We start from the raw sequence: 23,890 nt of genomic DNA on the forward strand, positions 1-23,890 counted from the left end.
TTGAGATAAAACAAGCAAACCTTCGGAGCACAGCATGTCAGAAGTATCGTCATCGAATGTTAAAGAAGTAACCAAAGGATTGGTTTCATTAGTAGGCGCGGGTCCGGGCGACCCAGACTTACTTACGTTAAAAGCGGCACGAGTGATTCAACAAGCAGACGTTTTGGTTTATGACCGCTTGGTATCAAAGGATATCTTGGCGATGGCTAACCCAGAAGCGGAAATGCTGTATGTGGGTAAAAAGCTCGATCATCACTGCGTACCTCAAGATCAGATCAACCAACTATTGGTCACTAAAGCACAAGAGAACAAGCATGTAGTACGCCTTAAAGGTGGAGACTCATTTATCTTTGGTCGTGGCGGGGAAGAGTGTGAAACACTGGCTGAAAATGACGTTAGATTTGAAGTGATTCCGGGCATCACAGCTGCTGCAGGCGCAACGGCTTATGCGGGTATTCCGTTGACACACCGTGACCATGCGCAAAGCGTTCAGTTTATTACCGGTCACCTTAAGAAAGACGGCGAAGATATTGACTGGCAATCTCTTGCTCAGCACAACCATACAATTGTGTTTTACATGGGGTTAAAAGAGAGCCCAAACATTCAGAAAAACTTACTGGACAACGGTATGCGAGCTGATATGCCTGTAGCGATCATTGAAAACGGTACTCGCCAAGAGCAAAAGGTTTACCGCGGTGGGCTGAGTGATTTGGCAAGCCTTGCTGCTACAGCAAAGAGCCCTGCACTTATTGTCGTTGGCAGTGTAGCTCAGCTACATGAAAAGCTAGATTGGTTTAACAAGCAAGCTTAATTATTTGGCCTTCTAGTTGTCTTTTTAAACAATTGCTGAACTCATCAAGTATCAAATACTGCAGCGGCTGCTTTGTCGCTGCATTTCTTGTTGGCGCATTGGCATTTCATCGATGATATTGGTGATTTTCTGCCAGTCTGTCTTACCGCTCCACCTGTGTTTCTCTTTTCCGTCTTTACCTATCAAAATAGCAGTATGTGAACCTTTTGGTATTCCATAGCTATCGGTTACGGCTTCTAGGTTAAATTCTTCTTCAAGCCAAGTAGGGACTGTGTAGCCGCTCTCCGCAATGACAATGATAACTACGTCTCTTTCATCCAATTGACAGTTGTTGATCAACACTTCATTGAGAAATTCTTTGACGACGGAATCTTCCTTTGGTGCAAAGTAGATCACGCTACGGTGCGGTAACGGTTTTGAATGTGAATAGGCGGGGTAGGCAAGTACCGAGTGAATGGTTGAGCTCATGACCAATACTGTGCTGATAGTCAGTAGCTTAATCAAGCTAAACCAGACGCGAAAACTTGCCGAATAATTCATTGATTTCGCTGCTTTGGCTGTGTCGATGCTTACGCACGATTTGTGTATTTGTCGGTGTAGCATGGCCAACCTCCCTTGAAAACTCAAAGTCTGAGAATGATTTGAAAGTTACGTAGGGAAGAAAGTTAAGTTCAGAACCATTCGATAAACGTACAACACAAATCAACCTGCATTAAGCATAGTTAGGATTACGCTAAACATACGGAGATTTACGTTAACGGAAGGAAACAAGTTCATTTTTATTGAGTAAAGCGACTCGCATTTTATAAGTGAATAGAATAGGGTATACGGAAAATCTAAAGGTATGAATTTATGGAAAACATAGCAATTTTGGTCGACGTTCAGAACGTTTACTACACGACGCGCGACAAATACCGTTCTAACTTCGACTATAACCAGTTTTGGTATGTTGCCACGGAAGGGCGTAACGTTGTTGCAGCTAATGCTTACGCAATCTCAAGCCAAGACCCTAAGCAGCGCCAATTTCATCACATCCTGCGTGGTGTTGGCTTTAATGTGAAGCTGAAACCGTTTATTCAGCGTCGAGATGGTAGTGCAAAAGGTGACTGGGATGTAGGTATAGCACTAGACGCGATAGAGCTTGCTGAGACAGTCGATACGATTGTTTTAGTCTCTGGCGATGGCGATTTCGAAATCCTTGTAGAGCGAATCAAAGAGCGTTTTGGCAAACCTGTTGAAGTGTATGGTGTACCGGGGTTAACCGCTCAAAATCTTATCGATTCTGCGTCAAAATTTGTACCGATCGAAAAAGATTTTCTTCTATAGAGGAAATCAGGCACTTTATAATTGAAATCAATAATAACGATAATTAGAATGCAAACAGTTCTTATTTATCGGTGTGTGTAATGTCTCGCGTTTTAGTTGTTGATGATGATATTCAGTTGTGTGAGTTGCTGGGTGAAGTGTTAGAAAATGAGGGGTATCACGTTGATACCGTTCATTGCGGTGAGTCCGCGCTTGAGTTTATTCAATCGAACCCTGTCGATTTAGTTTTACTCGATGTAATGCTTCCAAACCTAAGTGGTATTCAAGTGGCAAGGCGTATTTGTCAGCGTTTTGCTACTCCCATTCTTATGTTAACCGCGCTTAACGACGATGCCTCAATGCTCGATGGGTATCAAGCTGGAGCCGATCAGTACATCGCTAAACCTTTCAATGTTCCTGAACTCTTAACCCGAATTAAGGTGATCTTGCGCCGAGTGGGTTTTGAGCGTCAGAGACAATCTCTAGCGTCATCTAATCACGGTTTGTGCGAACAACTTTCTCGTTTGCCTTTAACTGGTACTGAAAAAGACTTGCTTGATTATCTTGTTAAAAATGATGGTATCGTGGTTTCCAAGTCTGACCTTCAAGTCCATGTACTTAAGAAAGAGCTGTGCCCTTTCGATCGTAATTTAGATATGCATATCAGTAATATACGTCGAAAATTGGTGCAGGCGGGCCTGTCGAAACAGCACATTAAAACCGTTCGTGGTAAAGGCTACAGTTACCTAGAGTCGGTCGGCGCATGAGTGCCCATCTAATACGTTGCCCGGATTTCATCGCTAAGCGAAAAGATGGATTAACCTTTCAATTGTTTAGTTACCTGACAGTGATTCTAGTGAGCATTTTGATCCTGCAAGGTGTCGCTGAAAGAGCGTTGATGAAGGCTCTGCTAAAGGTCCCTGAGTCCGTTAAAGCAGAAATGTTGGATCTTGCTCATCAAGCGAATGTTTTGATCGAAGAAGGGGACATGGACGAGCTAGCTGACTGGGGTAATGCTCAACGTTATTATTTGTTCGTTATTGACGAGAATAACCGCCCAATTACACATCGACACATGCATCCGCACTTCGAATTTAAATTGAAGTTTCTGCGTACCTTAGACCATCAACTGAGTGACCGTGTGAGTAAGCCAATTTTTGGCTTGCCACTGGATAATGGCAGTACGCTTGTTATTCAACTTCCTCACCAGTTTCACCCCGCAAAATCCTTTGCTCCATACTCCTATATGCTTAAAGCTGTGATTGCCTTGGTGGTATTGTCTCTGTTCTCGATTATCATGGCGAAAAGCCTACAGCAACCGTTGGATAGATTGAGAGAAGCGAGTCGCAGACTTGCTCAAGGCGATTTCACTGTCAGTGTGGTATCGGAGTTAAATTCCACCACGCGAGAATTCAACGAGCTTGCACACGATTTTGATCATATGACCTTTGAGATTAAATCTCTGGCTGAAAAACAACGTCGTTTGATTCGTGATGTGTCACACGAGTTAAGAACGCCATTAGCAAGGCAAAACCTCGCACTACACCTGCTACGAAGCAAGGTTGATGATAAAAGCATTGGTTTGCTCGAACGAATGGAAAGCGAAACAGAAGAGATGAACAAGCTGGTGGGTGAGATACTTGAATTTAGTCGCTTGGAAACCTCTCGCTATGACTCTAAATTAAGCTTAATGCACCTAGAGCACTATTGCTCGATGTTGATCGCGCAGATGCAAAACGATTTAAAGCCGAATCAAACTTTGATTGGTGACTTAGAGACACCGACATCAATGGTGAGTGTTGATGAGAGACTACTTCTTCGAGTGATCGGTAACTTGGTCGGCAATGCAATTAAATACGCGGGTGAGAGCGCTCATGTTGTCGTGACTACATACGAACAGATAACAGATAAACGTTACAGTGTCATATCTGTGGAAGATGATGGTGAGGGTATTGCTGATAACAAGATTGCGGGTATATTCGACCCGTTTACACGAATTGAATCAGCGCGAGATAAACAGTCTGGCGGTTACGGTCTAGGCTTAGCGATTGTTAAAGAGGCAATGGTTGTTATGAATGGGCATGTAACTGCAGAGAATAGAGAAGGCGGGGGACTTAGAGTGAACTTGATGTTCCCAATCGGTGATTAGCTTTCTCTATTGAGAAGAAGGCTAAATAGATAATTGTCCCAACTCAATTGTACAGACTTAAGCGATACCCAATAAAAAAGCGCCACTGCATCTGCAGTGGCGCTTTTCTTTATGTGCTTTGAATGAGCTAGGCGTAGCCATTAATTACGCCTGAGCTTGAAGACAAGAGCATCAGATAAGCGAGACTATGCCTGTTGGCGAGCTAGCTTAACTTCTTCTTCTTTCTCACCTGCTGCTGGGTCGTTGAAGCGAGACTCGTCTAGAGCGCCTTCAGACTTAGCAACGATGATAGATACGGCACTATCACCTGTGATGTTTACAGCGGTACGAATCATATCAAGAAGGCGGTCAACACCCATGATTAGAGCGATACCTTCAAGCGGTAGACCAACTTGGTTCAATACCATCGCTAGCATAACAAGACCAACACCAGGAACACCTGCAGTACCAACAGACGCCAGTGTCGCCGTTAGGATAACCATTAGGTAATCACCCATAGATAGGTCGATGTTGTACGCTTGCGCGATAAACGCAGTCGCAACACCTTGCATGATTGCAGTGCCGTCCATGTTCACAGTTGCACCTAGTGGTACTGTGAAAGAAGCGACTTTGTTGTCTACGCCCATGCGGTTCTTAGCTGTTTCCATTGTTACTGGAATTGTTGCGTTTGAAGATGCTGTTGAGAATGCAAACATGATTGCATCTTCCATCTTACGTAGGAACGTAATCGGACTAAGACCTGTGAATCCTTTAAGCATCGCACTGTAAGTAACCAAGCCGTGTAACAGTAGGGTACCTGCAAGTACTAAGAAGTATTCTGCTAGGTTCCAAATCGCACCTAAGCCAAGGCCAGAGAACAGTTTCGCCATCAAGAAGAACACGCCGTAAGGAGCAAGGTTCATTAGTAGCGCAACTAGCTTCATGATCACTTCGTTTAAATCAGAGAAAACGGCAGCGATACGTTCGCCAGGTTTGCCGGCAGCACTGATTGCGATACCAAACAACACTGCAAATACGATAACTTGTAACGTTTTGCCCTCAGCCATCGCCTGAATAGGGTTGGTTGGGAACATGTCGATGATTACTTGACCTAAAGAAGGGGCATCCGCTGATTTGAAAGAGCTCGCAGCAGTAAGATCCGCACCAGCTCCAGGTTGGAACAGGTTACCGATAGTAAGTGCTAGAGTGATAGCAACGGCTGTAGTACCGATATAAAGTGCAAGCGTTTTGCCCCCCATACGGCCAAGAGTTGATAAGTCTTTAAGAGAGCTTGTACCGCACACTAGTGAAACGAAGACTAGAGGTACAACAAGCATTTTTAAACTGGCGACAAAAATCTGTCCGCCTACTTCAAAGAGTCCGTTAACGATGTAGTTGTTAACAAAGCCGCTGTCTGCAAAAAGGGATTGAATGGCAAATCCCGTTAATATGCCCACGACCATACCGAGGATAACTCGACCAGTTAGAGACATAGGTTTCTTGGTATTCATTTAGAACACTCCTTATTATTTATAACTTTGATACCTTTTCAAAGTGAGCAGGAGATTAGCAGTCGGTTGTTCAAATCGAAAAACAAAAAATGAGTTTGAAATTATAGATGTGATCACAATCACTGATAATTGTGTAAATTAAACAAATAAAAACAAAATAATTCACTATTCATTTACATTTGTCGAGGGTTTTATACATAAAACCGTCATTTCAAAGGTAGTAAATAAGACAAGACAATTTTCTTATCGATTGTCTCTTCTTAAATTGACCGAACCAATATCGTTATTTCAAAATATTTGACTCTGATAGCCAGTTTTTGACGTAAATACAGGTTAACTACCTGTATTGAATTGGCTTTAATGAATTTTAAGAAACGGCTGGTCGGTAGTCCTTTACAAAGCTTTACGAATGCAAAGAATGTAAATTTAATGCAAATGGTAATAGTTATCACTTATATTCACTCCCGAAATGATTAGTGGTACCGGAAACGGTTCAACGAGTACATCGAATAAATAAAAAGTGCTCGAATAAAAGAATAAAGCGGAGTAAAGGACATGTTTTCAAAGAGCCCATTGGCTTTAGTGATCGGCGCAGTATTAGCTTCACCAGCAGTATTGGCAGAAACAGTAAAAACAGACGAGCATATGGTTGTTGAAGGTCGCGACTACGGTTACAAAGCCGACACGAACACAACAGCGATGCGTATGGAGGCAACTCAATTAGAGACTCCGGGACAAGTTTCAGTAATCGATGAGCAAATCATCGATGAACAGCGTGCTAGCACGTTAGGTGAAGTTCTTAAGAACGACGCATCTGTTGGTGCGGGTTCTAAATCAACTAACCGTGAGCGTTTCACGCTTCGTGGTTTTAATTTGGAGAGTAGCTCTGGTTACCTGCGTGATGGCGTTCAACACTGGTCTCATTACCGCCAACCGGTAGAGCTTCTGGAGCGAGTTGAAGTATTGAAAGGCCCAGCTGGTCTACTTTACGGTAAGTCTGCTCCTGGCGGTCTTGTGAACATGGTTTCTAAGAAGCCAACATATGAAACTCAAGTTAACGTAAGCCAAGATATCGGCTCTGATAGCTACACGCGTACTACCGCTGATGTTAGCGGTTCATTAAATGATGACCAAACTTTACGTGCTCGTTTGATTGTTTCACAAGAAAACCAAGACTCTTACCGCACACGTTTTGATGGCACAGATGTAGAGACTGACCGTTTTGTTGGTGGTCTATTTGTTGATTACGATATCAACGAAGACATCATGTTGTCTGTTCATTACGACCGCACTATTGAAGAGGGCGATTTAGACAACGGTTCTAAAATCGATACTTCTACTGGTAAAGTTATCGACCCTAACACGGTTAATGACCAACGCTTTGCTCAAACGGACAACGACGTTGCAAACTACGGTGCATCTGTAACCGCTAACTTGAACGACGCTTGGTCTGTGAAGACAGGCATCAGCCGTCAGTTCTATGAACGTCAACGTACAGAATCAAACAACACGGTATATAGCGATAAGAGCGGCGGTTACGGCTACAAGGTATCAGACCGTCACGATGAATGGACGTTTGATACGGCTTATGTAGATTTTACTGGTGATTTCGATGCACTAGGTGTAAACCACCGCCTACTTGTTGGTGTGAATGGTCTTCATTACGATTACGAGCGTTTATACGATTCTGGCTACACATGTGTTAACGCAACAGAAGCAGAAGCAGCTGCTGCATGTGGTAACGGTTTTGATATGCCTTCTAACGTTAACTACAAGAACGACAATGAAGTGTCTCACTCTGAAAGCCAACACTACGGTCTTTATGTTCAAGACTTAGTAACGCTGACTGAACAGTGGCAAGTACTTGGTGGCGTGCGTTTCGCTTACGACAAAACGACGAGCAGCTCTAATCAAGAAGAGAGCTACAACAACATTCTTCCTAAGCTTGGTGTGATTTATTCACCAGCGTCTAATGGTTCTATTTACGCGGTTTACTCTGAAAGTTTCGAACCTGTTGGCGAAATCACAGATAAAGATGACGTGAACTTTGGTCAGTCTCAAGACGCTAAGAAGGGCACACTTTACGAGCTAGGTTCTAAATGGGAACTGTTTGATGAGCGTCTGTTTGTATCAGGAGCATTGTTCCAGATCACTCAATCGAACATGCAAGTGACTGAAGACCTAGATCCAGCAAGCAATAACGGCAAAGAGACACGCACAAGCCAAGTTGGTGAGCAAGTTCATACTGGTGTAGAACTGTCGGCTACCGGCTACATGACTGAAGCATTCTCTTTGAGTACATCAACTATGTTCTTGGATGCTGAATACCAAAATGACCCTGCACTTGAAGGCAAAACTCCAGCTGACGTTCCTGAGTTTACGGCTAGCATTTGGTCTACTTATGCATTCAACAACGGTACTGATGTAAACCTGGGTATTTATCATGTAGGTGAGCGTTACACAGAAAGCGCTAACACATTCAAAAAAGATGCTTACACTCGTGTAGACATGGGTGTGTCACATACAATGAAGTATGATGAAAACCTAGATTTCGTTGCACGCTTCAACGTAGAAAACTTGTTTGATACTGACTACCTTGAAGGCGGCAGCACGAGCAACGTTGTTGTCGGCGAAGGCCGTAACTACATGGCGACTTTACAGGTAAAATACTAATTTGTTAGTAGGGTACTATTAATAGCTTAAATATTAAGGGGAAGGTTTCGACTTTCCCATTTCGTGATTCCGCTATTTAATAAAAATATCCCTAGTAATGCGAGTGACTTTTAATGATAATGAGACTGCTTATCAATAAAATTCATTTGACCTTCTTCTTATAGTAAATGACTACAATTATGAATCTTTTAAAAACTAGCCTAGCGCTTGCCATCAGTTTGGTTGCAACGTCTTCGATGGCAAACAGCTTGGATCAAGCTCAATCAATTCAAAACAAGACCAATAACGCGTCGGCTTCGAGCCAAAAGATTATTGATAAAAGCTCACAAGCGACTTTAATGCTGCAAGCTGAGATTGAGCGTCTGCAAGAAGAAGTTAAAAACCTAGAAATCTATCACGATCACCTTGCTGCATTGGTTGAAAGCCAGAATCGAGAAGCTCAGAGCCTTGAAGGGCAGATCGACGAAATCAAATACACACGTCAAGGTGTTGTGCCTCTGATGTATCAGATGATTGATGGTCTTCAACAGTTAGTTGATAACGATGTGCCAATCAAGAAAGAACAGCGTTTAGAAAGAGTTGAAAAGCTGCAAGCAATGATGACTCGTGCTGACGTGAGTGATGCAGAAAAGTATCGTCGTATCCTAGAAGCTTACCAAATCGAGATGGACTACGGAATCAAGCTAGGTGCTTATCAAGGTCGAGTAGCATTGAACAGCGACAGAACGATTGAGGCTGATGTATTGCATTTAGGTCGTATCTCATTAGTTGCTCGTAATCTAAACGGCAGCCAATACTGGTCTTGGAATCAAATACAAAACCAATGGCAAGAGCTAGATTCTTCGATGAAATCTGAGTTAGATAAAGCTTACGACATTGCTAGCCAACAAGCTGCACCAAGCCTAATTACTTTACCTGTTTCTCTAACTGTTGCGGAGGTTAAGTAATGAACTTAAAGCCATTAGCAGTATTGCTTTGCATCACGTCTATTTCCTTTTCTGCTTTCTCTGCTTCTGATTCAACGGCTCAGTTGGTTAACAAAGCGAAGTCAGAAAATCGTACTCAAGCTTCTCACAATGTGGTTCGTGAAGCCGATTTTAAAAAGACTGAACAAGAGCTGAAAGCGATTAAAGCACAGCTTGAAGCGAAACGTACCTCGATTCAAGGCGCGACAGATGTTCTGACTCAAACATTCAGTGATAACGAAAACAAGCTTGCTCGCTTAGAAGAGAAGCTGCGTTTAGAAACCGGTAGCTTAGGCGAGTTGTTCGGTGTCGTTCGTCAAAACGCAAAAGAACTAGGCGCAGAGCTTAGCTCAACAGTAAACAGCGTTGATCGCGCTGAGCACACAGCGACCGTTGACCAAATTATCGATGCTAAATCCCTGCCATCAATGCCACAACTTTCTGGTTTGTGGATGAGCATGGTTGAGCAGATTCAAGCGAGCTCTGAGCTTAGCAAGTCTCAAATTGCATTCATTAATGGTGAAGGTAATACACAAACTGTTGATGCGTATCGTTTAGGTTCGATTGGTCTTGTGACGGATCAAGGTTATGTTAGCTGGAACACTCAGCGTGAAGATGCGATTGCGTATCTGAAACAGCCATCGAATGGTCCAACATTGGCATCGCTTTCTACATTAGCAAATGGCGACGTGTCTAACGTGGTTGTCGATCCTTCTCGTGGGTTCATGCTAGAGCAACTAGCGCTAACGCCAAGCTTAACTGATCGCCTTGAAGCGGGTGGTGTTGTTGGTAAAGTGATTCTTGGCTTACTTGCAATCGGCCTAATCATCGCATTGGTTCGTGGTGTTTCATTAGCTATCGCTCGTCAGAAAATTCGCGCACAACTTAAGAACCCTGAACAAGCAGGTGATAACCCACTAGGCCGTGTTCTTGCAGTGTACAACAAAGAACAAAACCAAACGGTTGAAGCGTTAGAGCTGCGACTTTTAGAAGCGGTAGTGGATGAGCAGACTCACCTAGAGAAAGGCCTATCTATGCTTAAGCTATTGGCGGCACTTGCTCCAATGTTAGGTCTTCTAGGTACTGTAACCGGCATGATCGAAACATTCCAAGTGATAACTCAGTTTGGTAATGGCGACCCTAAAGTAATGGCGGGCGGTATTTCGATGGCGCTTGTAACGACGGTACTTGGTCTTGTTGCAGCAATGCCTCTTCTACTGGCACACAACATTCTTAGCACTCAGGCTGAAAACATTCGCAATATTCTTGAGAAACAAGGTATTGGTCTTGTAGCCGAGCAGGCAGAAAAAACGGTTGAGTCAAAAGCTGTCGTTTCACCAGTTGGGACTGCTGCGTAATGGATATTTTGTCGGGTTCTCTATTACCAGCGAGTTGGTTAACGAGTGACTGGCTGCTGTCTTTATCAAGCTTTATGGAGCAGGGCGGTTTCGTTCTGTGGTGGCTAGCGGCTGTCGTCCTAGTGTATTGGGTGCTTGTGGTAGAACGTGTGCTTTATCTTGCGTTCTACTTTCCAAAGCAGCGCCAAGCTTGGATTACTAAGTGGCATGAAAGAGAAGATCACTCTTCTTGGCATGCCAAAGCCATTCGCGAAGGTTGGTTAGGGCAAGCGAGTATCTTACTTTACCAAAACTTGAACTTTATTAAGCTGTTAGTCGCTATTTGTCCGATGTTGGGTTTGTTAGGTACCGTCACCGGTATGATCTCTGTTTTTGATGTGATGGCGACTCAAGGAAGCAGTGACCCTAAATTGATGGCTTCAGGTATCTCGTTGGCAACACTGCCAACCATGGCGGGTATGGTTGCTGCATTAGCGGGCATGTTTGTTCATGCTCGTTTAGCGAAAGTGTGTAACCGCTTAGAATTGAAATTAGAAAAATCTTTAAGGAGTCAACGATGAGACTCGGTCGACGTCATTCAAAAAACGAAGAGGCTCAAATAGACCTTACTTCGATGCTTGATATTGTATTTATCATGCTTATTTTCTTTATTGTGACCAGTTCATTTGTTCGTGAATCAGGGGTTGAAGTCAATCGCCCACAAGCTTCTAACGTAGTAAGCCAAAAGGATGCGGGCATCTTTGTTGCGATTACTTCTGCTAACGACATCTTTATCGACAAACGTGTCGTAGATGTTGAACGTGTCCAAGCAACGTTAGAACACTTGTTGCTAGAACAACCTGATGCTTCTTTGGTTATTCAAGCGGATGAACACGCTTACAACGGTACGGTTGTTAAAGTGATGGACGCGGCTAAAGGTGCGGGTGTTAAAAACATTGCGCTTGCTGCTGAAAAGCGATGATCTTGGAGGATCTTCATAAATGATTCGCCTATTTCTTGCTTTACCGCTGGCGGGTGCATTGGGCCTGGCTCTATTTTCTTTCATGGCTTGGATGGTCGATAATGGCCATCAACGTTCACCAGATGATAGCGAGACGTTGAGTTTCAACATGGTGATGGTTGAACAAGAACAAGAAGTTCAAAGAAGACAACGTGCCGTCCCTGAGAAACCAGAAATGCCAGAGCCACCACCAGAAGCGCAAACGTCTCAGTCACAAGCTGAAGTCACGCCTCTGAATTCGATGTCTTCACTGCCTTCATTGGATTTGAATACATCGGTTGATGGCTTAGCGATTAACGCACCGACATTTTCTGATTTTGGGTCAAACCAACAGGCAATGCCTCTGTATCGAGTAGAACCTCGTTATCCGCCGAAAGCGCTGAAGCGCGGCGCTGAAGGCCATGTCATTATGTCTTTTACCATCGACGAAACGGGACGCCCAATGGACATTCAAGTCACTGACGCAAACCCACGTCGTATGTTTGAACGTGAAGCGATGAGAGCACTTAAAAAATGGAAATATCAACCAAAAGTTGTCGATGGAAAAGCGATAGCTCAGGTTGGTCAAACCGTGAAACTAGAGTTTAAGTTGGCAAAATGATGAAACAGATATGGATATTAGTGGGCTTGTTGTTAATGCCCCTTACAACACAGGCGCAAGAGCTGACCCAATATACTGCTATTCGTGTTCAAAAGGCGCATAAGCTTGCTCAAGATGAACAGGTTAAACAGGCGATTGACGTACTTGCAGGATTGGAGCTTTCGAAAGGCTACGACAAAGCGTACGTAGCTCGCATGCTTGGTGTGTTTTACTGGCAAGATGGTAAAACCGACACGGCAATTAAGCAGCTTACTTATGCGGTCGACAGTAATTTACTGGTGGATGAACAGGCTTGGGTAACGAAACGCATGCTTGCTGATCTATTACTAAACGATCAGCAGTTTAAAAAAGCGCTTCCGCACTATTACGAGTTAGTAAAAACTGCGCCAGAAAAGGAAAAGAAAGACACACTTTGGATGCGAATTGCACAAGCTGAATATCAAATTGAAAACTGGTCAAAAGTACTGGTGGCTATTGGTAATCGCGACAAGTTCAATTCAAAACAAGAGCTATCACCTTTATCGCTAAAATTGGGTGCTCAGCTACAGTTAAAGCAGTGGAAACAGTCTATTCCGACACTGGAAAGCCTCATTGAACTTCAACCAGAGAAAGATAACTGGTGGCGTCAACTTGTTGGTATTCAGCTAAGATTAGAACGTAATCGTGATGCATTGAACACGCTAGCGTTGGCTGATCTACAAGGTGTTGAGTTGAAAAACTCAGACCGTAGATTACTGGCTCAGCTTTATGCTAAACGAGGCATTCCAGAGAGAGCAGCACAAGAGATCGCTAAGTTAGATGATGCGAACAACGATGTTCAACTTCTGGCTGAACAAGCAACCTACTGGCAGCTAGCGAAAGAATGGGACAATGCGATTGAAGTGTGGACGTTAGCGTCTAAAAAAGACACTCAGTATCATTGGAATGTGGCTCAGCTATTGGTTCAGCAAGGTTACTACGACCGAGCTCTGGTTGTTTTAGATAAAGTGAAAGACAAGAACAAGCAAGCCGATGTCGCTTTAGCGAAAGTACGTTCATGGTACAAGCTAAAGAATCTTGATAATGCTCTCGCTCAAGCGAAACGTGCGAACAACATTGAACCTTCTTCTGAAGCAAAAGGTTGGATTAAATATCTGACTCAGTTAAGAACAGTGAGTGATAACGGCAATGTCTAATTGCTGTTAACACAACAGAAGACAAGAGAAAGTAACAAATAGAAAAGGGTGTCATTTGATGGTTCAAGTGACACCCTTTTTGATTTTTCAGTTAGAGCTTACCTAGTTTTACAGTTTGGTTTGACTAAGGATCGCACATTGTCCCACTAGGCGTTGCACTTTGAATCACACCGCTAGTGTCGACAACCCAATTAATGGTGCAGTCACGATAAGGGTTTTTAAAGGCATGCACTGTATAACCATTGTCTAACGGCTTCTTGGTTTCAATCCAAGCATAGTTTCGAGATGCCCAAAAACTGATAGGGCGTGACCGTTCGGTGAGATAACGTTCTTGTACATCGGTTATGTCTGAACCGATGTATTGTTGAATATGTTCTTCCGTGCTGGCTATTTGGCTGGTACACGCCGTTACTAGCGCAGCAAAAGCCAAAACAATAATACGCATTTCAAATCCTTTTAAGCTTAATTAGCTATCATCAAACCAGTGATCAAATAGTCCCAACTTTCTATCCTTAAAGCCACAACTGTTATCTTAAACCAACCTCAATCAAGCATGTTGAGATTGAGGTTTTTTAGCTTTGATCCTGTTATGGACAACCTCTAACAGAACGAATCAAATCCCTTAAGTACACGTTAGCAAGAATATGCATATAGTTCGATTATTTCCCATGTAATGTTATGTAAATTTCCTTACGCCACTCGGCAAACGTAAACAATGTAAATTGAATGCCAATACGAATGATTATCAACTAAATTGTCGCCATAAAATTTATAGGTATTGGTTTGTATGTCGTTAAAAAGTAGGGCGGTTCAATCATGGGCTCGTCGACTTCATGTTTATATTTCAATGGCACTTCTGTTCGTTGTTCTTTTCTTCTCAGTGACAGGTATCACCTTGAACAGACCTGAGTTATTTGAATCAAGCCAACCCAATATTCAACGCTCTACTTTAGAGCTTCCTACGAGTTTGTTCACGATCCAAGACGGGCGATTAAAAGCCGACGAGACAGCCTTTGAAACGTTTCTGTTTGAAGAAGCCAATCTGTCTGGTGTTCCTTCAGGTTTGGACATCTACGCAGAGATTGAAGGCGGTGAGTTGCTCATCGGTGAAGTGTCTATGGACTTCAAAGGACCAGGCTACAACGCTTCCGTGTTTGTTGACGTTACGTCTGAATTTGTAGAAGTCGAAACCACGAATTACGGCGTTATCGCATTGTTGAACGATCTACATAAAGGTCGTAACAGCGGTGAAGTATGGAAATGGTTTATCGATATCACTGCGCTACTGATGATCTTCTTTGTGCTGACTGGCGTGTGCTTACTGTTACCTAAGAAAAAGACGCTTAATACTTCCATCAAATGGACGGTGTTTGGGTCTGCAATCTCACTTGTTATCTATTTTGTCGCCGTGCCTTAACGCTTGATTCGATTGATGAATCGGATTGAAAAACGAACTTAAGGTTAAACGGATTTAAAAGGTTGTTAAACATGAAAAAAATGAACAGGAGCAAGGCGCTTCTTGCTTTATCTCTTTTGCCAAGCCTAGGTATGGCACAAGTGATCCCTGATACGGCAAAACTTGATGTCAGCTTTGAGCTTCCAAAAATCGATACCTCTATGTATGCGCGCCCTTATGTGGCGGTATGGGTAGAGAACAGCGAACGAAAGTCCGTGAAAACCATCGAGCTTTGGGTCGGTAAAGACGAATGGCTTAAGGATCTGCGTAGCTGGTGGAGAAAGGTTGGCCGTTACGATCGTGAACTGGTTGATGCTGTAACGTCTGCAACCCGTCCTGCTGGTCAGTACCGTTTCGTTTGGGATGGCAAGAGCGACAGCGGTGAAACGTTAGAACAAGGCGAGTACACGGTTCATATTGAAGTGGTTCGTGAACACGGTGGCCGTAACTACCTTCGCCAAAAAGTATCACTCACAGATTCAAACGCGTCTTACGAATTAAAAGCAACGCAAGAGACGGGTGTAATCGCCCTGAACTACATCGCTAAATAGTAAGTGGGAACAGTAACTAGTAAGTACGAACTAAAACCAAGCTGAACAGAATAGACAGTGGTCATCGTAGGCTCAGATAGAGCGACACGGCTAACAATTATAAATAATGGAATTGAACATGATGAAACAGACAAAAATCAAAGCACTTGCTCTAGCGGGTGTGATGGTATTCGGCCTAGCAACAACGACAACGGCACAAGCTCACCCACGTTGGATTTTGCCATCTCACTTCACGGTATCTAAAGAAGGTGGTGATTGGCTAACGTTCGACGTTACTGCGTCTCACGGTACGTTTGTTTTTGATAAGCCTGCTGGCAGCGAAAATGCGCATGTCATCATGCCTGATGGTCGCAGCGAGCGTCCTAACTTTGTGATTCGTGGCAAGCGTCGTTCAATCTTTGATTTCTATTTTGAAGAAGAAGGTACACACAAAGTGGCGATCAACAACCAGCCGTCTTACTACACGCAATACAAAGCGGGTCGCCGTGACACGGTGAAGTGGATTAAAGCAAACAAAGCTGAGCGTGACTCTGTTCTTCCTGAAAAATCACGTGACGTGGTAACACAAATCAGTTTCACTCGCGCAGAAAGCTACATCACGGTAGGTAAGCCAACGGATTCAGTGTTCAAAATTGAAGGCAAGCTTCTTGAAATGAAGCCAGTGACTCACCCTTCAGACATCGTTGAAGGCGAACCTGTAACATTCCAGTTCTTCTACAACGGTGAAATCCAGAAAGACGTGAAAGCGGAGATTACTCGTGAAGGTACGCTTTACCGCAACCACCAAGAGCAGATTGATGTGGTGAGTGATGAGAACGGTGAAATCACGTTCACTCCAGACGTCGCGGGTCGTTACGTAATGAAAGCGAACTACAAAGGTGAGTTGATTGACAACCCACTGGCAGACAAAGCAAGTGCGAACGTTCACCTAACGTTCGAAGCTCTGCTTCAATAATCTGTGATGTCGGGGCTCGATCCCTGATTAAGCAACCAAAAAACTTAAGGGCTCATTTGAGCCCTTTATCGCTCAGTTTACTACTGAGAATTTGCACTGTGGCTAGGGTACGAACCATGACAATAAAAACAAAACTTAACGCATTAATGACTCCTTGCTTGGCTCTGGGACTTGGTTTCGCTGCATTACCTGCACAAGCACACTTTCCATTGATGAGCTGCTGGTTTGAAGGCAAAACTGTGGCTTGCGAAGCGGGCTATTCAGACGGCAGTAAAGCTATTGATTACGCGGTTGAGATGTACGACTACGAAGACAACTTGATTGCAAAAGAGATGACGGATAAACGCTCTATCGTTGAGTTTCCAAACCCTGAGACTGAGTTTTACCTTGTGTTTGATTCAGGCCACGAGTTTCCTGTTGAAGTGGACGTTGTTGAGATCAGCGAGAAATGATGATTCAAGGTGTACGTGCTGACACGGGCGGCAGAGAAGGCAAATGGGTAGGGCTGTTCATTGTGTTCATCCTGAGCTTTGCCACGGTTGCTATCCCATTTCATCAAGCAGAATCGCATATCAAAGCGGTACTTGATCATCAAATCTTAGTGACCGATGTCGAGCAAGAAAACTTGGCGATGTTATCAGAGCTGCGTTTAGCGCATGAAGAGATTCGTGACCTGCGTATGGACTCAGACGGTGAATGGCCAAGTGTTACGTCACTTAAAGATGAATGGGTCGCGCCATTTGTTGAAGACCAGAGTTGGAAGCGCAAAGGTTCTCATACTTGGTTATTGGACGAGCGTGGTTATTACTTTTCTACGCCAAGTGAATATGCTGCACAAAGTGATCATGGCTTCGCTGACTCCTTTATTTTGAACGCCAACAGTGTCTCTCCTGAAATCTGGATTTTCTTTGGTGGTGTAGCTACACAGCCAACTACTTTTGACCAACACACGCTTGAGTCTACGGGTTGGAAAATGGTCGTGAACGAATCAGAAATTGAACAGCATCATGAAAGCGATGCTCACTAATAATAAGAGAATTACTATGCGAATTATGACTCTATTGATGTCGTTATTGGCGGTGTTAATGACACCCAATGCATTGGCAAAAGAATACAAGGTCGACAGCGATAAGCTGACGATTGGCATAACCCTTCAGCCTTACTACAGCTATGTAAAAGCCGTGGTGGGTGACAAAGTGAACATCCTTCCTTTGGTTGATGCCGGCTTTAATCCGCATAATTACTTGCCACAACCGAACGACTTGAAACGTTTGAGCCAGATGGACGCTATCGTGGTAAACGGTATTGGCCATGATGACTTCGCACTAAAAGTAATCTCAGCCGCGCAACGTGATGACTTGCTGGTGATCGAAGCGAACAAAGAAGTGCCTTTACTTCCAGCATTAGGCCAATCTGTGGGTCAAGGCGCGGTGAATCCGCATACGTTTGTTGGACTTTCGACAACAATTCAAAAGGTTTACACCATTGCGAGTGAGGTATCTAAGCTCGACCCTGACAACGCGGCTTTTTATCGTAAGAATGCACGTAAATACGCAAAGCAATTTCGCTTTATGAAGCGCGATGCGATGTTGTCATTAGGTGAGTTAGATACATCAGGCATGAAGGTTGCGACTACGCACAACGCTTATGGCTACATCCTTCAAGAGTTTGGTGTTGATGTCGCTGCGGTAATCGAGCCAGCACACGGTGTTGAGCCAAGTGCTAGCCAACTTCAAGAGACGATCGAGAAGATCCGCGCATCGGGTATTGATGTTCTGTTCTACGAGTTAAACATGCCAAACCGTTTTGTTGACACGATTGAAGCGGAAACTGGCGTTCAGCTTTATCGTTTCTCTCACATGACCCACGGCGAATATGAAGACGACAAAGTCGAAGTTGAGATGAAGAAGAACCTAGAAACGTTAATCGAAGCCATGAAATTTGCGGCGGCGAACCAAGCTAAAAGCGGGAACGCATAATGTTAGGTCCATCAATCTCAATTAATAAACTCGGTCTGCAATACGATAACAACGTAATTCTTGATGATATCTCGCTCGAGCTTAAAGCGGGTGAGTGTCATGTGATCATGGGGCCAAACGGCGGTGGTAAAACTTCATTACTCCGCTCTGTGCTTGGTCTTACGCCTTTCTCTGGTCAAATCAATATCCACTGGCCAGATAAGCCGAGTATTGGTTACGTTCCGCAAAAAGCGACTTTTGAGTCGAGTTTACCTTTGACGGTCATGGACTTCGTACTGCTTAATCAAACGCGAATCCCGTTGTTTTGGCGTCGAAAATCTAAGCAATTGGATCTTGCACTCGCACAATTAGATCGCGTTGGTATGGCGACACGTAGCGACCGCCGTATGGGACAGTTGTCGGGTGGTGAGCAGCAACGCGTGCTGTTTGCTCAAGCGTTATTGGATAACCCGAGCTTACTGGTATTAGACGAACCAACGACGGGCATGGACGAGCAGGGCGTTCGTTATCTTGAATCGCTGATTCGTGAGTGTGTTAATGAAGGTCGTACGATTCTTGCGGTACACCACGATGTCACCGCAGTTCGTCGACTCGAAGCGAACGTACATGTTGTGAATCGATTCTTGGTTGATAGTGGCCCACACGAAGAAGTCTTACACCCAAGTAAAATCGAGAGCCTATTCCAGCACTACAGCAGTGGCTCTGCCATGACTAAATCTCAGGAGGTTGCGTAATGGATTGGTTACGACAACTTGCCATTAGTGGTGTTGAAGCGGGTTGGTTATCAGACAGCTTCATGTATGCCTTTATGGTGAATGCTTTGGTTGCAGCGTTATTGCTTGGCCCTCTGTTAGGTGGTCTTGGTACTTTGGTGATTGCCAAGCGTCTGGCTTTCTTCTCTGAGGCAGTAGGCCACGCAGCATTAACCGGTATCGCTATTGGTGTTTTACTTGGCGAACCACCAGAAAACCCAATTATTGGTCTGTTTAGTTTCTGTATGATCTTTGCTTTGCTTCTTCATTTTGTAAGAAACAGAACCAACGTGCCATACGACACCTTAGTTGGTGTGTTTCTAGCGCTAGCATTGGCAGTAGGTGCGGCATTGCTGATGTACGTGGCACGTAAGATCAATATCCACATGCTTGAGAACGTGTTGTTTGGATCGATTCTGACGGTAACAGACCAAGACTTAGCAATTCTCGCAGGCAGCTGCGCGCTCATCATTTTGCTCTTGATACCGACGTTCAACCGTATTCTCCTTACTTGTATCAGCCCTGATATTGCCAAGGTTCGTGGTTATAACACCAGCTTCTACGACTACCTGTTTGTCATGATGATCACCTTAGTGACGATTGCAGCGGTGAAAATAGTGGGTGCGGTTTTAGTGGGTGCGTTGTTGCTGATTCCAGGTGCGACCGCTCGATTGCTGACTAAACGCATGGGGAGCTTTGTACTGCTTTCAGCATTACTCGCAACCACCGCGTGTTTGGTCGGAACAGTATTACCGATGGAACTTAAACTGCCAGTGCCATCTGGTGCTTCAATCATCATCGTTTCTGCAACATTTTTCCTAGCGGCAACGTTTTACCGAATTGTAAGAAAGGCGTAATCATGACTTGTTTAATGAATCGTATCGCTAGCTCAGTAAAAGCAACGGCTCAAGTGAGTGTACTTGGTAGTGTGTTAATGGCTGGTTCTGTGCTGTCACTGAACGTGAATGCAGAAGACATCCTAACCAGTACACCTGTGACTTATGCGTTGGCGACAGAGCTAACCAAAGACACGGACATTACCACTGAATATCTTCCACCGAAGCGCTACGGTATTGACCGTCTGCCGAATTGGTTTGGTACCAAGGGTGCGAGTAAAGTGCTTCAATCTGGCGAAAAGGCGACCGTTGCGGTAACACTGTCATCCATCTGGCAAGCGGATCCTACCTTTGTATACGCAAGACAAGGCAATATCCGTTTGGTTGAGGTGGATGCGGCTCGAGCGATCACACCGCGTGCACAAGGTGTTGCAGCGCTTACATTGTCGAATGGTGATGTGTCTAAATACGCGTGGTTAAATCCGACCAACTTAACGCGTATGGCGGCGATTGTGGCTGACGACTTTAAGTTATTGTGGCCGACACAAGCTGAAACGATTGATAGCAACTTACAACGTGTGATGTTGGATGTTCGTGAACTGATCAACAAGCAGCAAGCAGTATTGCTAGATAATGACGTAGATTCAGTATTGTTGCTTTCAGAAAGCTTGGAAGACTTCGCGTCTGGCAGCCAACTGTTTGTTGAAGATCGCATGTTCAAAGCTGAACTGGAATGGACAGACGAAGACAAAGCTAAACTTAAAGAGATGTTTTCGGAAGACGATGCTCTTTGGTTAGTCACAGCGAAAAAGCCAAGTAACTTGATTAAATCATTAGTACCGAATGAGCGTATCTTGGTTGTGGATTCTGTTGATCGTTGGGGTAGAGCAGGGATTAATGGAAAAGCACCGTTTGCCCGTTGGGAAGTGCAGCCATTCAAAGGCTAATCAGCGCGATTACAAATAGTAGGATCAAAAAAGCAGCCCAAATAGAGGCTGCTTTTTTTGTTCTTGTCTGTTGGCTCAGTACGGAGATTTGGACAAGAGGACTGCGAGTTTTAACTTACTCTGCAGCTTTTGTCTCTTCAGCTTCGACAGTCGCTTCTACTGAACCTTCAGCGTGCTCTTGAGCCGCTTTAGCTTGTTCTTCAGCTTCCATTTTTGCGCGGTCAGCTTTAGAAATGTAGCGAGGCTTGTTGCTACTATGCAGTTTAGAATTCGCCTGTTTCTGCTTCTTTTTTAGAATTTGATTGATTTTTTTCTTACGGTTCATTGCTGCATAGCCTTGTATTTAGTTTAGGCGGTGGAGGATAATCATTTTAGCTCTAGAACTCAATATTTACATGGTATTCAGCAAGGAAAATATCACTATGCAGGCCGTCGAGACCGAACGTTTACGATTAAGAATGATCACGCCTCAAGATGCGGCGTTTATTCAGCGATTATACAGCTCAGAAGATTTTCTGCGTTACATTGGTGATAAGGAAATCAGCGACACTGACAAGGCTGTCGAATACATCGAAAACAACATTCTTAAGATGCACGAAGAGAAGGGAGTCTGTTTGTTGATGGTTGAAATCAAGGATTGTTCAACACCAATTGGTATCTGCGGACTAATAAAAAGAGACACCTTAGAGTCGCATGATATTGGCTACGGGTTTGTTCCTGAGTTTTATGGTCAAGGCTTTGCCCAAGAAGCAGCGGAGGCGATAATTGAACAAGCTAAGCAGAACGCTGATATCGATCATTTAGTTGCCATCACAACCTCTGATAACATTCGAAGTATCGCACTACTGACTAAATTAGGCTTTGTGTTTGAGCGAGTTGAAGATGTGATAAGCGAAAGTGTTAATCTCAACCTGTACGGTTTCTCATTAGGTAATTAAAACATGTTCCAACATAACAATATTCTACAAGGCGAGCTCGCAACGGAGTACAAAACCGTTATTGCGATGGTGCACATCTATTGCAAAGATCACCACGGTGAAGTTCGTCAGAATAATGCGTTATGTGAGGAGTGTGAGCAACTGCTGCGTTATGCCGAAACACGACTGGATAGATGTCCTTATGGCGAAGCAAAACCGACCTGTAATAAGTGTCCGATTCATTGCTATAAACCTGATCCGAAAGAGCAAATGCGTTTAGTGATGCGCTATGCCGGGCCAAGAATGCTACTTAAGCATCCTATTTTAGCGATTCGACATCTGATTCATGAGAAGCGGAAAGTGCCTGAAAAGCCGCTGCCGAACGTATCTAATCGTCATATCCGAATGAACAAGAAGTAAGTGGCGCTTGAAAGTAATTTCTAAAGAAACGAAAAAGGTCTGATTTCTCAGACCTTTTTTGATGTAGATACGATTTATCTAAGCTTGAATATAGCCAGGTAACTGTAACTTACGCCGCTTGTGGTTCTTCATAAGTAACCGTTAGGTTGTTGATCCAGCGTCGGCTCAAGTAACGGTGTGAACAGATAGCCAGTTTCACTACTTCTTCTACTAACATCAGACCATAGATGTATTTGAAGTCCCATCCAGCGATAAATGCGCAGTAAACACACACTGGAATACCCACCATCCACATCGCGATGAAATCCATACGTAGGCAGAACGCGTTATCGCCACCAGCGCGAATAATACCGTTGATGATCACCATGTTGAGCATACGAATCACCACAGCAAAACACATAATGGTCATTGCAGGTGAAGCGAGTGGGTAGAGTGCATCTGTAGAAAGGTTCAGCCATGTTAGAACATGCTCTTTGCCCATAAACAGTAGCAATCCTACAACCGCGCCAAATCCAACGACGGCTTTAATGAAGGTCAACCCCATACTCATTGCGTCATCAAACTCATCACGGCCTAATGAATGACCAAGCAGTACTGAACACGCTACCGAAATACCAAAGAAAATCGAGTAACACAGTGATTCAAACGGCGCGAGCATAGAGAACACAGCAAGTTCAGTTGTGCCCATGTGACCGAAGATCATTTGGTATGCCATAGTACCCATTGCCCATAACACGGCATTCATCGTTAGTGGCAAAGCAATACGACGGTAAGACAACCATAATGACGGACGATGTGGTGAGCTAGGCGTGGTTAACAACCAGTGGTTACGCATGCGCATGTAGCCATACATCAAGCCAACTTGAATTGCGCGAGCGAGTGTCGTCGCCAGTGCTGCACCTGCTACGCCCATAGCGGGAATACCAAAGGCACCTTTGATTAGAACGAAGTTAAGCGCAATGTTGAGTGCAATGGTCACCGCGCCCAATAGTAGTGGGGTTACGGTGTCACCTGATGAGCGCATGCTTGCTTCTACCACGACTACAATGTGAGTCAGCAGTAGAACGGGGAAGCCATACCATAGGTAAGTCGCGCCAAGTTCAATCACGGTTTGATCGCTGGTTTGCAACATCATTAAAAACTGAGAACCAAGAGTGATGATTGCAGTCACAGGCAACAGAACTTTTAAGCCAAACACCATCGCGATAGATGATACCGTTCGTGCGCTTTTTCGGTCATTCTTTCCCCAGTATTGAGCGACTAATGTTCCGTTTGCTGAGGCCAACCCTGCCATAATCATAATAGCAACGAAGTGCCATTTTGATGCAATTCCCACAGCCGCAGCTGCTTCCATACCATAGTCACTGACCATCAATACGTCAGCAAGGGCAAGAATAGCGACAAGCGCACTTTGTAAAGAAACAGGTAAACCAAGTTTAACGATACGAGGTAATATGCTCTCTGGCTTGTTATTCATAGATGAGTTAGGGTTGATGTTAGTTGTCATAAGCTCTCCGATTTATGGCAGAACTATAGTGATTTGAGCGAAG

27 protein-coding genes are annotated in these 23,890 nt (G+C 44.1%); 22 read left to right on the plus strand and 5 right to left on the minus strand.

The window, feature by feature from the left end:
* Window positions 1–34 precede the first annotated feature (34 nt).
* A complete protein-coding gene (gene cobA / locus BCU34_RS19855) occupies window positions 35–811 on the plus strand; it encodes a uroporphyrinogen-III C-methyltransferase (RefSeq protein ID WP_102433458.1) in 777 nt (258 codons plus the stop codon).
* Window positions 812–862: 51 nt separating this feature from the next.
* Here cobA and BCU34_RS19860 read toward each other — a convergent pair whose 3' ends face one another.
* Complete coding sequence (locus BCU34_RS19860; protein WP_102480543.1) at window positions 863–1,414, minus strand: DUF4174 domain-containing protein; 552 nt, start codon at window positions 1,412–1,414, stop codon at window positions 863–865.
* Between the two features lie 249 nt (window positions 1,415–1,663).
* Between BCU34_RS19860 and BCU34_RS19865 the strand changes: the two genes are divergently transcribed.
* The 3 genes from BCU34_RS19865 to BCU34_RS19875 all read left to right on the plus strand — a co-directional run bounded on the left by BCU34_RS19865 (window position 1,664) and on the right by BCU34_RS19875 (window position 4,265).
* Complete coding sequence (locus BCU34_RS19865) at window positions 1,664–2,137, plus strand: NYN domain-containing protein (RefSeq protein WP_004731130.1); 474 nt, start codon at window positions 1,664–1,666, stop codon at window positions 2,135–2,137.
* 80 nt (window positions 2,138–2,217) lie between these two features.
* Window positions 2,218–2,883, plus strand: coding sequence for a response regulator transcription factor (locus BCU34_RS19870; RefSeq protein WP_048660110.1), 666 nt, complete (start codon window positions 2,218–2,220; stop codon window positions 2,881–2,883).
* Entirely contained in the window at window positions 2,880–4,265 is a 1,386-nt protein-coding gene (locus BCU34_RS19875; protein ID WP_048660111.1) for a sensor histidine kinase, read from the plus strand. The genes BCU34_RS19870 and BCU34_RS19875 overlap by 4 nt, the downstream gene beginning before the upstream one ends.
* A 185-nt stretch (window positions 4,266–4,450) precedes the next feature.
* On the opposite strand, the gene BCU34_RS19880 is transcribed toward BCU34_RS19875, so the two are convergent.
* Complete coding sequence (locus BCU34_RS19880; RefSeq protein WP_048660112.1) at window positions 4,451–5,755, minus strand: dicarboxylate/amino acid:cation symporter; 1,305 nt, start codon at window positions 5,753–5,755, stop codon at window positions 4,451–4,453.
* 555 nt (window positions 5,756–6,310) lie between these two features.
* On the opposite strand from BCU34_RS19880, the gene BCU34_RS19885 reads away from it, so the two are divergent.
* The 7 genes from BCU34_RS19885 (at window position 6,311) to BCU34_RS19915 (ending at window position 13,527) form a co-directional block, all read left to right on the plus strand.
* Window positions 6,311–8,428, plus strand: coding sequence for a TonB-dependent siderophore receptor (locus BCU34_RS19885; RefSeq protein ID WP_102479760.1), 2,118 nt, complete (start codon window positions 6,311–6,313; stop codon window positions 8,426–8,428).
* A 179-nt stretch (window positions 8,429–8,607) separates the two neighbouring features.
* Window positions 8,608–9,375 carry a DUF3450 domain-containing protein gene (locus BCU34_RS19890; protein ID WP_102433463.1) on the plus strand — a complete coding sequence of 256 codons (768 nt, stop codon included), beginning with the start codon at window positions 8,608–8,610 and terminating at the stop codon, window positions 9,373–9,375.
* Complete coding sequence (locus tag BCU34_RS19895) at window positions 9,375–10,751, plus strand: MotA/TolQ/ExbB proton channel family protein (protein WP_102433464.1); 1,377 nt, start codon at window positions 9,375–9,377, stop codon at window positions 10,749–10,751. The genes BCU34_RS19890 and BCU34_RS19895 overlap by 1 nt, the downstream gene beginning before the upstream one ends.
* On the plus strand, window positions 10,751–11,311 hold the full coding sequence (locus BCU34_RS19900; protein WP_102433465.1) for a MotA/TolQ/ExbB proton channel family protein: 561 nt from the start codon (window positions 10,751–10,753) through the stop codon (window positions 11,309–11,311). The genes BCU34_RS19895 and BCU34_RS19900 overlap by 1 nt, the downstream gene beginning before the upstream one ends.
* On the plus strand, window positions 11,308–11,712 hold the full coding sequence (locus BCU34_RS19905; protein WP_004731145.1) for an ExbD/TolR family protein: 405 nt from the start codon (window positions 11,308–11,310) through the stop codon (window positions 11,710–11,712). Before BCU34_RS19900 ends, BCU34_RS19905 begins: the two co-directional genes overlap by 4 nt.
* Window positions 11,713–11,731: 19 nt before the next feature.
* Window positions 11,732–12,352, plus strand: a complete 621-nt coding sequence (locus BCU34_RS19910; RefSeq protein ID WP_102479489.1) for an energy transducer TonB — start codon at window positions 11,732–11,734, stop codon at window positions 12,350–12,352.
* On the plus strand, window positions 12,349–13,527 hold the full coding sequence (locus tag BCU34_RS19915) for a tetratricopeptide repeat protein (protein WP_048662832.1): 1,179 nt from the start codon (window positions 12,349–12,351) through the stop codon (window positions 13,525–13,527). The genes BCU34_RS19910 and BCU34_RS19915 overlap by 4 nt, the downstream gene beginning before the upstream one ends.
* Window positions 13,528–13,651: 124 nt before the next feature.
* Here the strand turns inward: BCU34_RS19915 and BCU34_RS19920 are convergent, their stop codons facing one another.
* Entirely contained in the window at window positions 13,652–13,972 is a 321-nt protein-coding gene (locus BCU34_RS19920; protein WP_057622183.1) for a hypothetical protein, read from the minus strand.
* 342 nt (window positions 13,973–14,314) lie between these two features.
* Here BCU34_RS19920 and BCU34_RS19925 point away from each other — a divergent pair, with 342 nt between their 5' ends.
* The 9 genes from BCU34_RS19925 (at window position 14,315) to BCU34_RS19965 (ending at window position 21,003) form a co-directional block, all read left to right on the plus strand.
* The gene (locus tag BCU34_RS19925; RefSeq protein WP_057622184.1) at window positions 14,315–14,944 is read left to right on the plus strand and encodes a PepSY-associated TM helix domain-containing protein; all 630 of its coding nucleotides are present in this window, start codon (window positions 14,315–14,317) and stop codon (window positions 14,942–14,944) included.
* Window positions 14,945–15,015: 71 nt separating this feature from the next.
* Entirely contained in the window at window positions 15,016–15,534 is a 519-nt protein-coding gene (locus BCU34_RS19930) for a DUF2271 domain-containing protein (protein WP_102433467.1), read from the plus strand.
* A 118-nt stretch (window positions 15,535–15,652) separates the two neighbouring features.
* On the plus strand, window positions 15,653–16,489 hold the full coding sequence (locus BCU34_RS19935) for a DUF4198 domain-containing protein (RefSeq protein WP_102479490.1): 837 nt from the start codon (window positions 15,653–15,655) through the stop codon (window positions 16,487–16,489).
* 116 nt (window positions 16,490–16,605) lie between these two features.
* On the plus strand, window positions 16,606–16,941 hold the full coding sequence (locus BCU34_RS19940; protein ID WP_102433469.1) for a hypothetical protein: 336 nt from the start codon (window positions 16,606–16,608) through the stop codon (window positions 16,939–16,941).
* Window positions 16,938–17,516 carry a DUF6162 family protein gene (locus BCU34_RS19945; RefSeq protein ID WP_102433470.1) on the plus strand — a complete coding sequence of 193 codons (579 nt, stop codon included), beginning with the start codon at window positions 16,938–16,940 and terminating at the stop codon, window positions 17,514–17,516. Before BCU34_RS19940 ends, BCU34_RS19945 begins: the two co-directional genes overlap by 4 nt.
* A gap of 16 nt (window positions 17,517–17,532) precedes the next feature.
* Window positions 17,533–18,468 carry a metal ABC transporter solute-binding protein, Zn/Mn family gene (locus BCU34_RS19950; RefSeq protein WP_102433471.1) on the plus strand — a complete coding sequence of 312 codons (936 nt, stop codon included), beginning with the start codon at window positions 17,533–17,535 and terminating at the stop codon, window positions 18,466–18,468.
* Complete coding sequence (locus tag BCU34_RS19955) at window positions 18,468–19,202, plus strand: metal ABC transporter ATP-binding protein (protein ID WP_102433472.1); 735 nt, start codon at window positions 18,468–18,470, stop codon at window positions 19,200–19,202. Before BCU34_RS19950 ends, BCU34_RS19955 begins: the two co-directional genes overlap by 1 nt.
* Entirely contained in the window at window positions 19,202–20,077 is an 876-nt protein-coding gene (locus BCU34_RS19960) for a metal ABC transporter permease (protein ID WP_102479492.1), read from the plus strand. Before BCU34_RS19955 ends, BCU34_RS19960 begins: the two co-directional genes overlap by 1 nt.
* 2 nt (window positions 20,078–20,079) lie before the next feature.
* A complete protein-coding gene (locus tag BCU34_RS19965) occupies window positions 20,080–21,003 on the plus strand; it encodes an ABC transporter substrate-binding protein (RefSeq protein WP_102479494.1) in 924 nt (307 codons plus the stop codon).
* 115 nt (window positions 21,004–21,118) lie between these two features.
* On the opposite strand, the gene BCU34_RS19970 is transcribed toward BCU34_RS19965, so the two are convergent.
* Window positions 21,119–21,328, minus strand: a complete 210-nt coding sequence (locus BCU34_RS19970; protein WP_048662822.1) for a DUF2986 domain-containing protein — start codon at window positions 21,326–21,328, stop codon at window positions 21,119–21,121.
* 97 nt (window positions 21,329–21,425) lie between these two features.
* On the opposite strand from BCU34_RS19970, the gene BCU34_RS19975 reads away from it, so the two are divergent.
* Together BCU34_RS19975 and BCU34_RS19980 are read left to right on the plus strand one after the other, a co-directional pair.
* Window positions 21,426–21,941 (plus strand): GNAT family N-acetyltransferase, encoded by a 516-nt coding sequence (locus BCU34_RS19975; RefSeq protein ID WP_048660129.1) that lies wholly within the window; start codon window positions 21,426–21,428, stop codon window positions 21,939–21,941.
* 3 nt (window positions 21,942–21,944) lie between these two features.
* Window positions 21,945–22,340, plus strand: coding sequence for a nitrous oxide-stimulated promoter family protein (locus BCU34_RS19980; RefSeq protein ID WP_017060975.1), 396 nt, complete (start codon window positions 21,945–21,947; stop codon window positions 22,338–22,340).
* Between the two features lie 109 nt (window positions 22,341–22,449).
* Here BCU34_RS19980 and BCU34_RS19985 read toward each other — a convergent pair whose 3' ends face one another.
* Window positions 22,450–23,847 (minus strand): MATE family efflux transporter, encoded by a 1,398-nt coding sequence (locus BCU34_RS19985; RefSeq protein WP_102479495.1) that lies wholly within the window; start codon window positions 23,845–23,847, stop codon window positions 22,450–22,452.
* Window positions 23,848–23,890: the final 43 nt, after the last annotated feature.

This window comes from Vibrio sp. 10N.286.45.E10, assembly GCF_002874195.2.
Taxonomy (GTDB): domain Bacteria; phylum Pseudomonadota; class Gammaproteobacteria; order Enterobacterales; family Vibrionaceae; genus Vibrio; species Vibrio crassostreae.

Coding starts and splice junctions, on each gene's coding strand:
- cobA (WP_102433458.1), top strand. CDS start 35: ATGTCAGAAGTATCGTCATCGAATGTTAAAGAAGTAACCAAAGGATTG.
- BCU34_RS19860 (WP_102480543.1), bottom strand. CDS start 1,414: ATGCTACACCGACAAATACACAAATCGTGCGTAAGCATCGACACAGCC.
- BCU34_RS19865 (WP_004731130.1), top strand. CDS start 1,664: ATGGAAAACATAGCAATTTTGGTCGACGTTCAGAACGTTTACTACACG.
- BCU34_RS19870 (WP_048660110.1), top strand. CDS start 2,218: ATGTCTCGCGTTTTAGTTGTTGATGATGATATTCAGTTGTGTGAGTTG.
- BCU34_RS19875 (WP_048660111.1), top strand. CDS start 2,880: ATGAGTGCCCATCTAATACGTTGCCCGGATTTCATCGCTAAGCGAAAA.
- BCU34_RS19880 (WP_048660112.1), bottom strand. CDS start 5,755: ATGAATACCAAGAAACCTATGTCTCTAACTGGTCGAGTTATCCTCGGT.
- BCU34_RS19885 (WP_102479760.1), top strand. CDS start 6,311: ATGTTTTCAAAGAGCCCATTGGCTTTAGTGATCGGCGCAGTATTAGCT.
- BCU34_RS19890 (WP_102433463.1), top strand. CDS start 8,608: ATGAATCTTTTAAAAACTAGCCTAGCGCTTGCCATCAGTTTGGTTGCA.
- BCU34_RS19895 (WP_102433464.1), top strand. CDS start 9,375: ATGAACTTAAAGCCATTAGCAGTATTGCTTTGCATCACGTCTATTTCC.
- BCU34_RS19900 (WP_102433465.1), top strand. CDS start 10,751: ATGGATATTTTGTCGGGTTCTCTATTACCAGCGAGTTGGTTAACGAGT.
- BCU34_RS19905 (WP_004731145.1), top strand. CDS start 11,308: ATGAGACTCGGTCGACGTCATTCAAAAAACGAAGAGGCTCAAATAGAC.
- BCU34_RS19910 (WP_102479489.1), top strand. CDS start 11,732: ATGATTCGCCTATTTCTTGCTTTACCGCTGGCGGGTGCATTGGGCCTG.
- BCU34_RS19915 (WP_048662832.1), top strand. CDS start 12,349: ATGATGAAACAGATATGGATATTAGTGGGCTTGTTGTTAATGCCCCTT.
- BCU34_RS19920 (WP_057622183.1), bottom strand. CDS start 13,972: ATGCGTATTATTGTTTTGGCTTTTGCTGCGCTAGTAACGGCGTGTACC.
- BCU34_RS19925 (WP_057622184.1), top strand. CDS start 14,315: ATGTCGTTAAAAAGTAGGGCGGTTCAATCATGGGCTCGTCGACTTCAT.
- BCU34_RS19930 (WP_102433467.1), top strand. CDS start 15,016: ATGAAAAAAATGAACAGGAGCAAGGCGCTTCTTGCTTTATCTCTTTTG.
- BCU34_RS19935 (WP_102479490.1), top strand. CDS start 15,653: ATGATGAAACAGACAAAAATCAAAGCACTTGCTCTAGCGGGTGTGATG.
- BCU34_RS19940 (WP_102433469.1), top strand. CDS start 16,606: ATGACAATAAAAACAAAACTTAACGCATTAATGACTCCTTGCTTGGCT.
- BCU34_RS19945 (WP_102433470.1), top strand. CDS start 16,938: ATGATGATTCAAGGTGTACGTGCTGACACGGGCGGCAGAGAAGGCAAA.
- BCU34_RS19950 (WP_102433471.1), top strand. CDS start 17,533: ATGCGAATTATGACTCTATTGATGTCGTTATTGGCGGTGTTAATGACA.
- BCU34_RS19955 (WP_102433472.1), top strand. CDS start 18,468: ATGTTAGGTCCATCAATCTCAATTAATAAACTCGGTCTGCAATACGAT.
- BCU34_RS19960 (WP_102479492.1), top strand. CDS start 19,202: ATGGATTGGTTACGACAACTTGCCATTAGTGGTGTTGAAGCGGGTTGG.
- BCU34_RS19965 (WP_102479494.1), top strand. CDS start 20,080: ATGACTTGTTTAATGAATCGTATCGCTAGCTCAGTAAAAGCAACGGCT.
- BCU34_RS19970 (WP_048662822.1), bottom strand. CDS start 21,328: ATGAACCGTAAGAAAAAAATCAATCAAATTCTAAAAAAGAAGCAGAAA.
- BCU34_RS19975 (WP_048660129.1), top strand. CDS start 21,426: ATGCAGGCCGTCGAGACCGAACGTTTACGATTAAGAATGATCACGCCT.
- BCU34_RS19980 (WP_017060975.1), top strand. CDS start 21,945: ATGTTCCAACATAACAATATTCTACAAGGCGAGCTCGCAACGGAGTAC.
- BCU34_RS19985 (WP_102479495.1), bottom strand. CDS start 23,847: ATGACAACTAACATCAACCCTAACTCATCTATGAATAACAAGCCAGAG.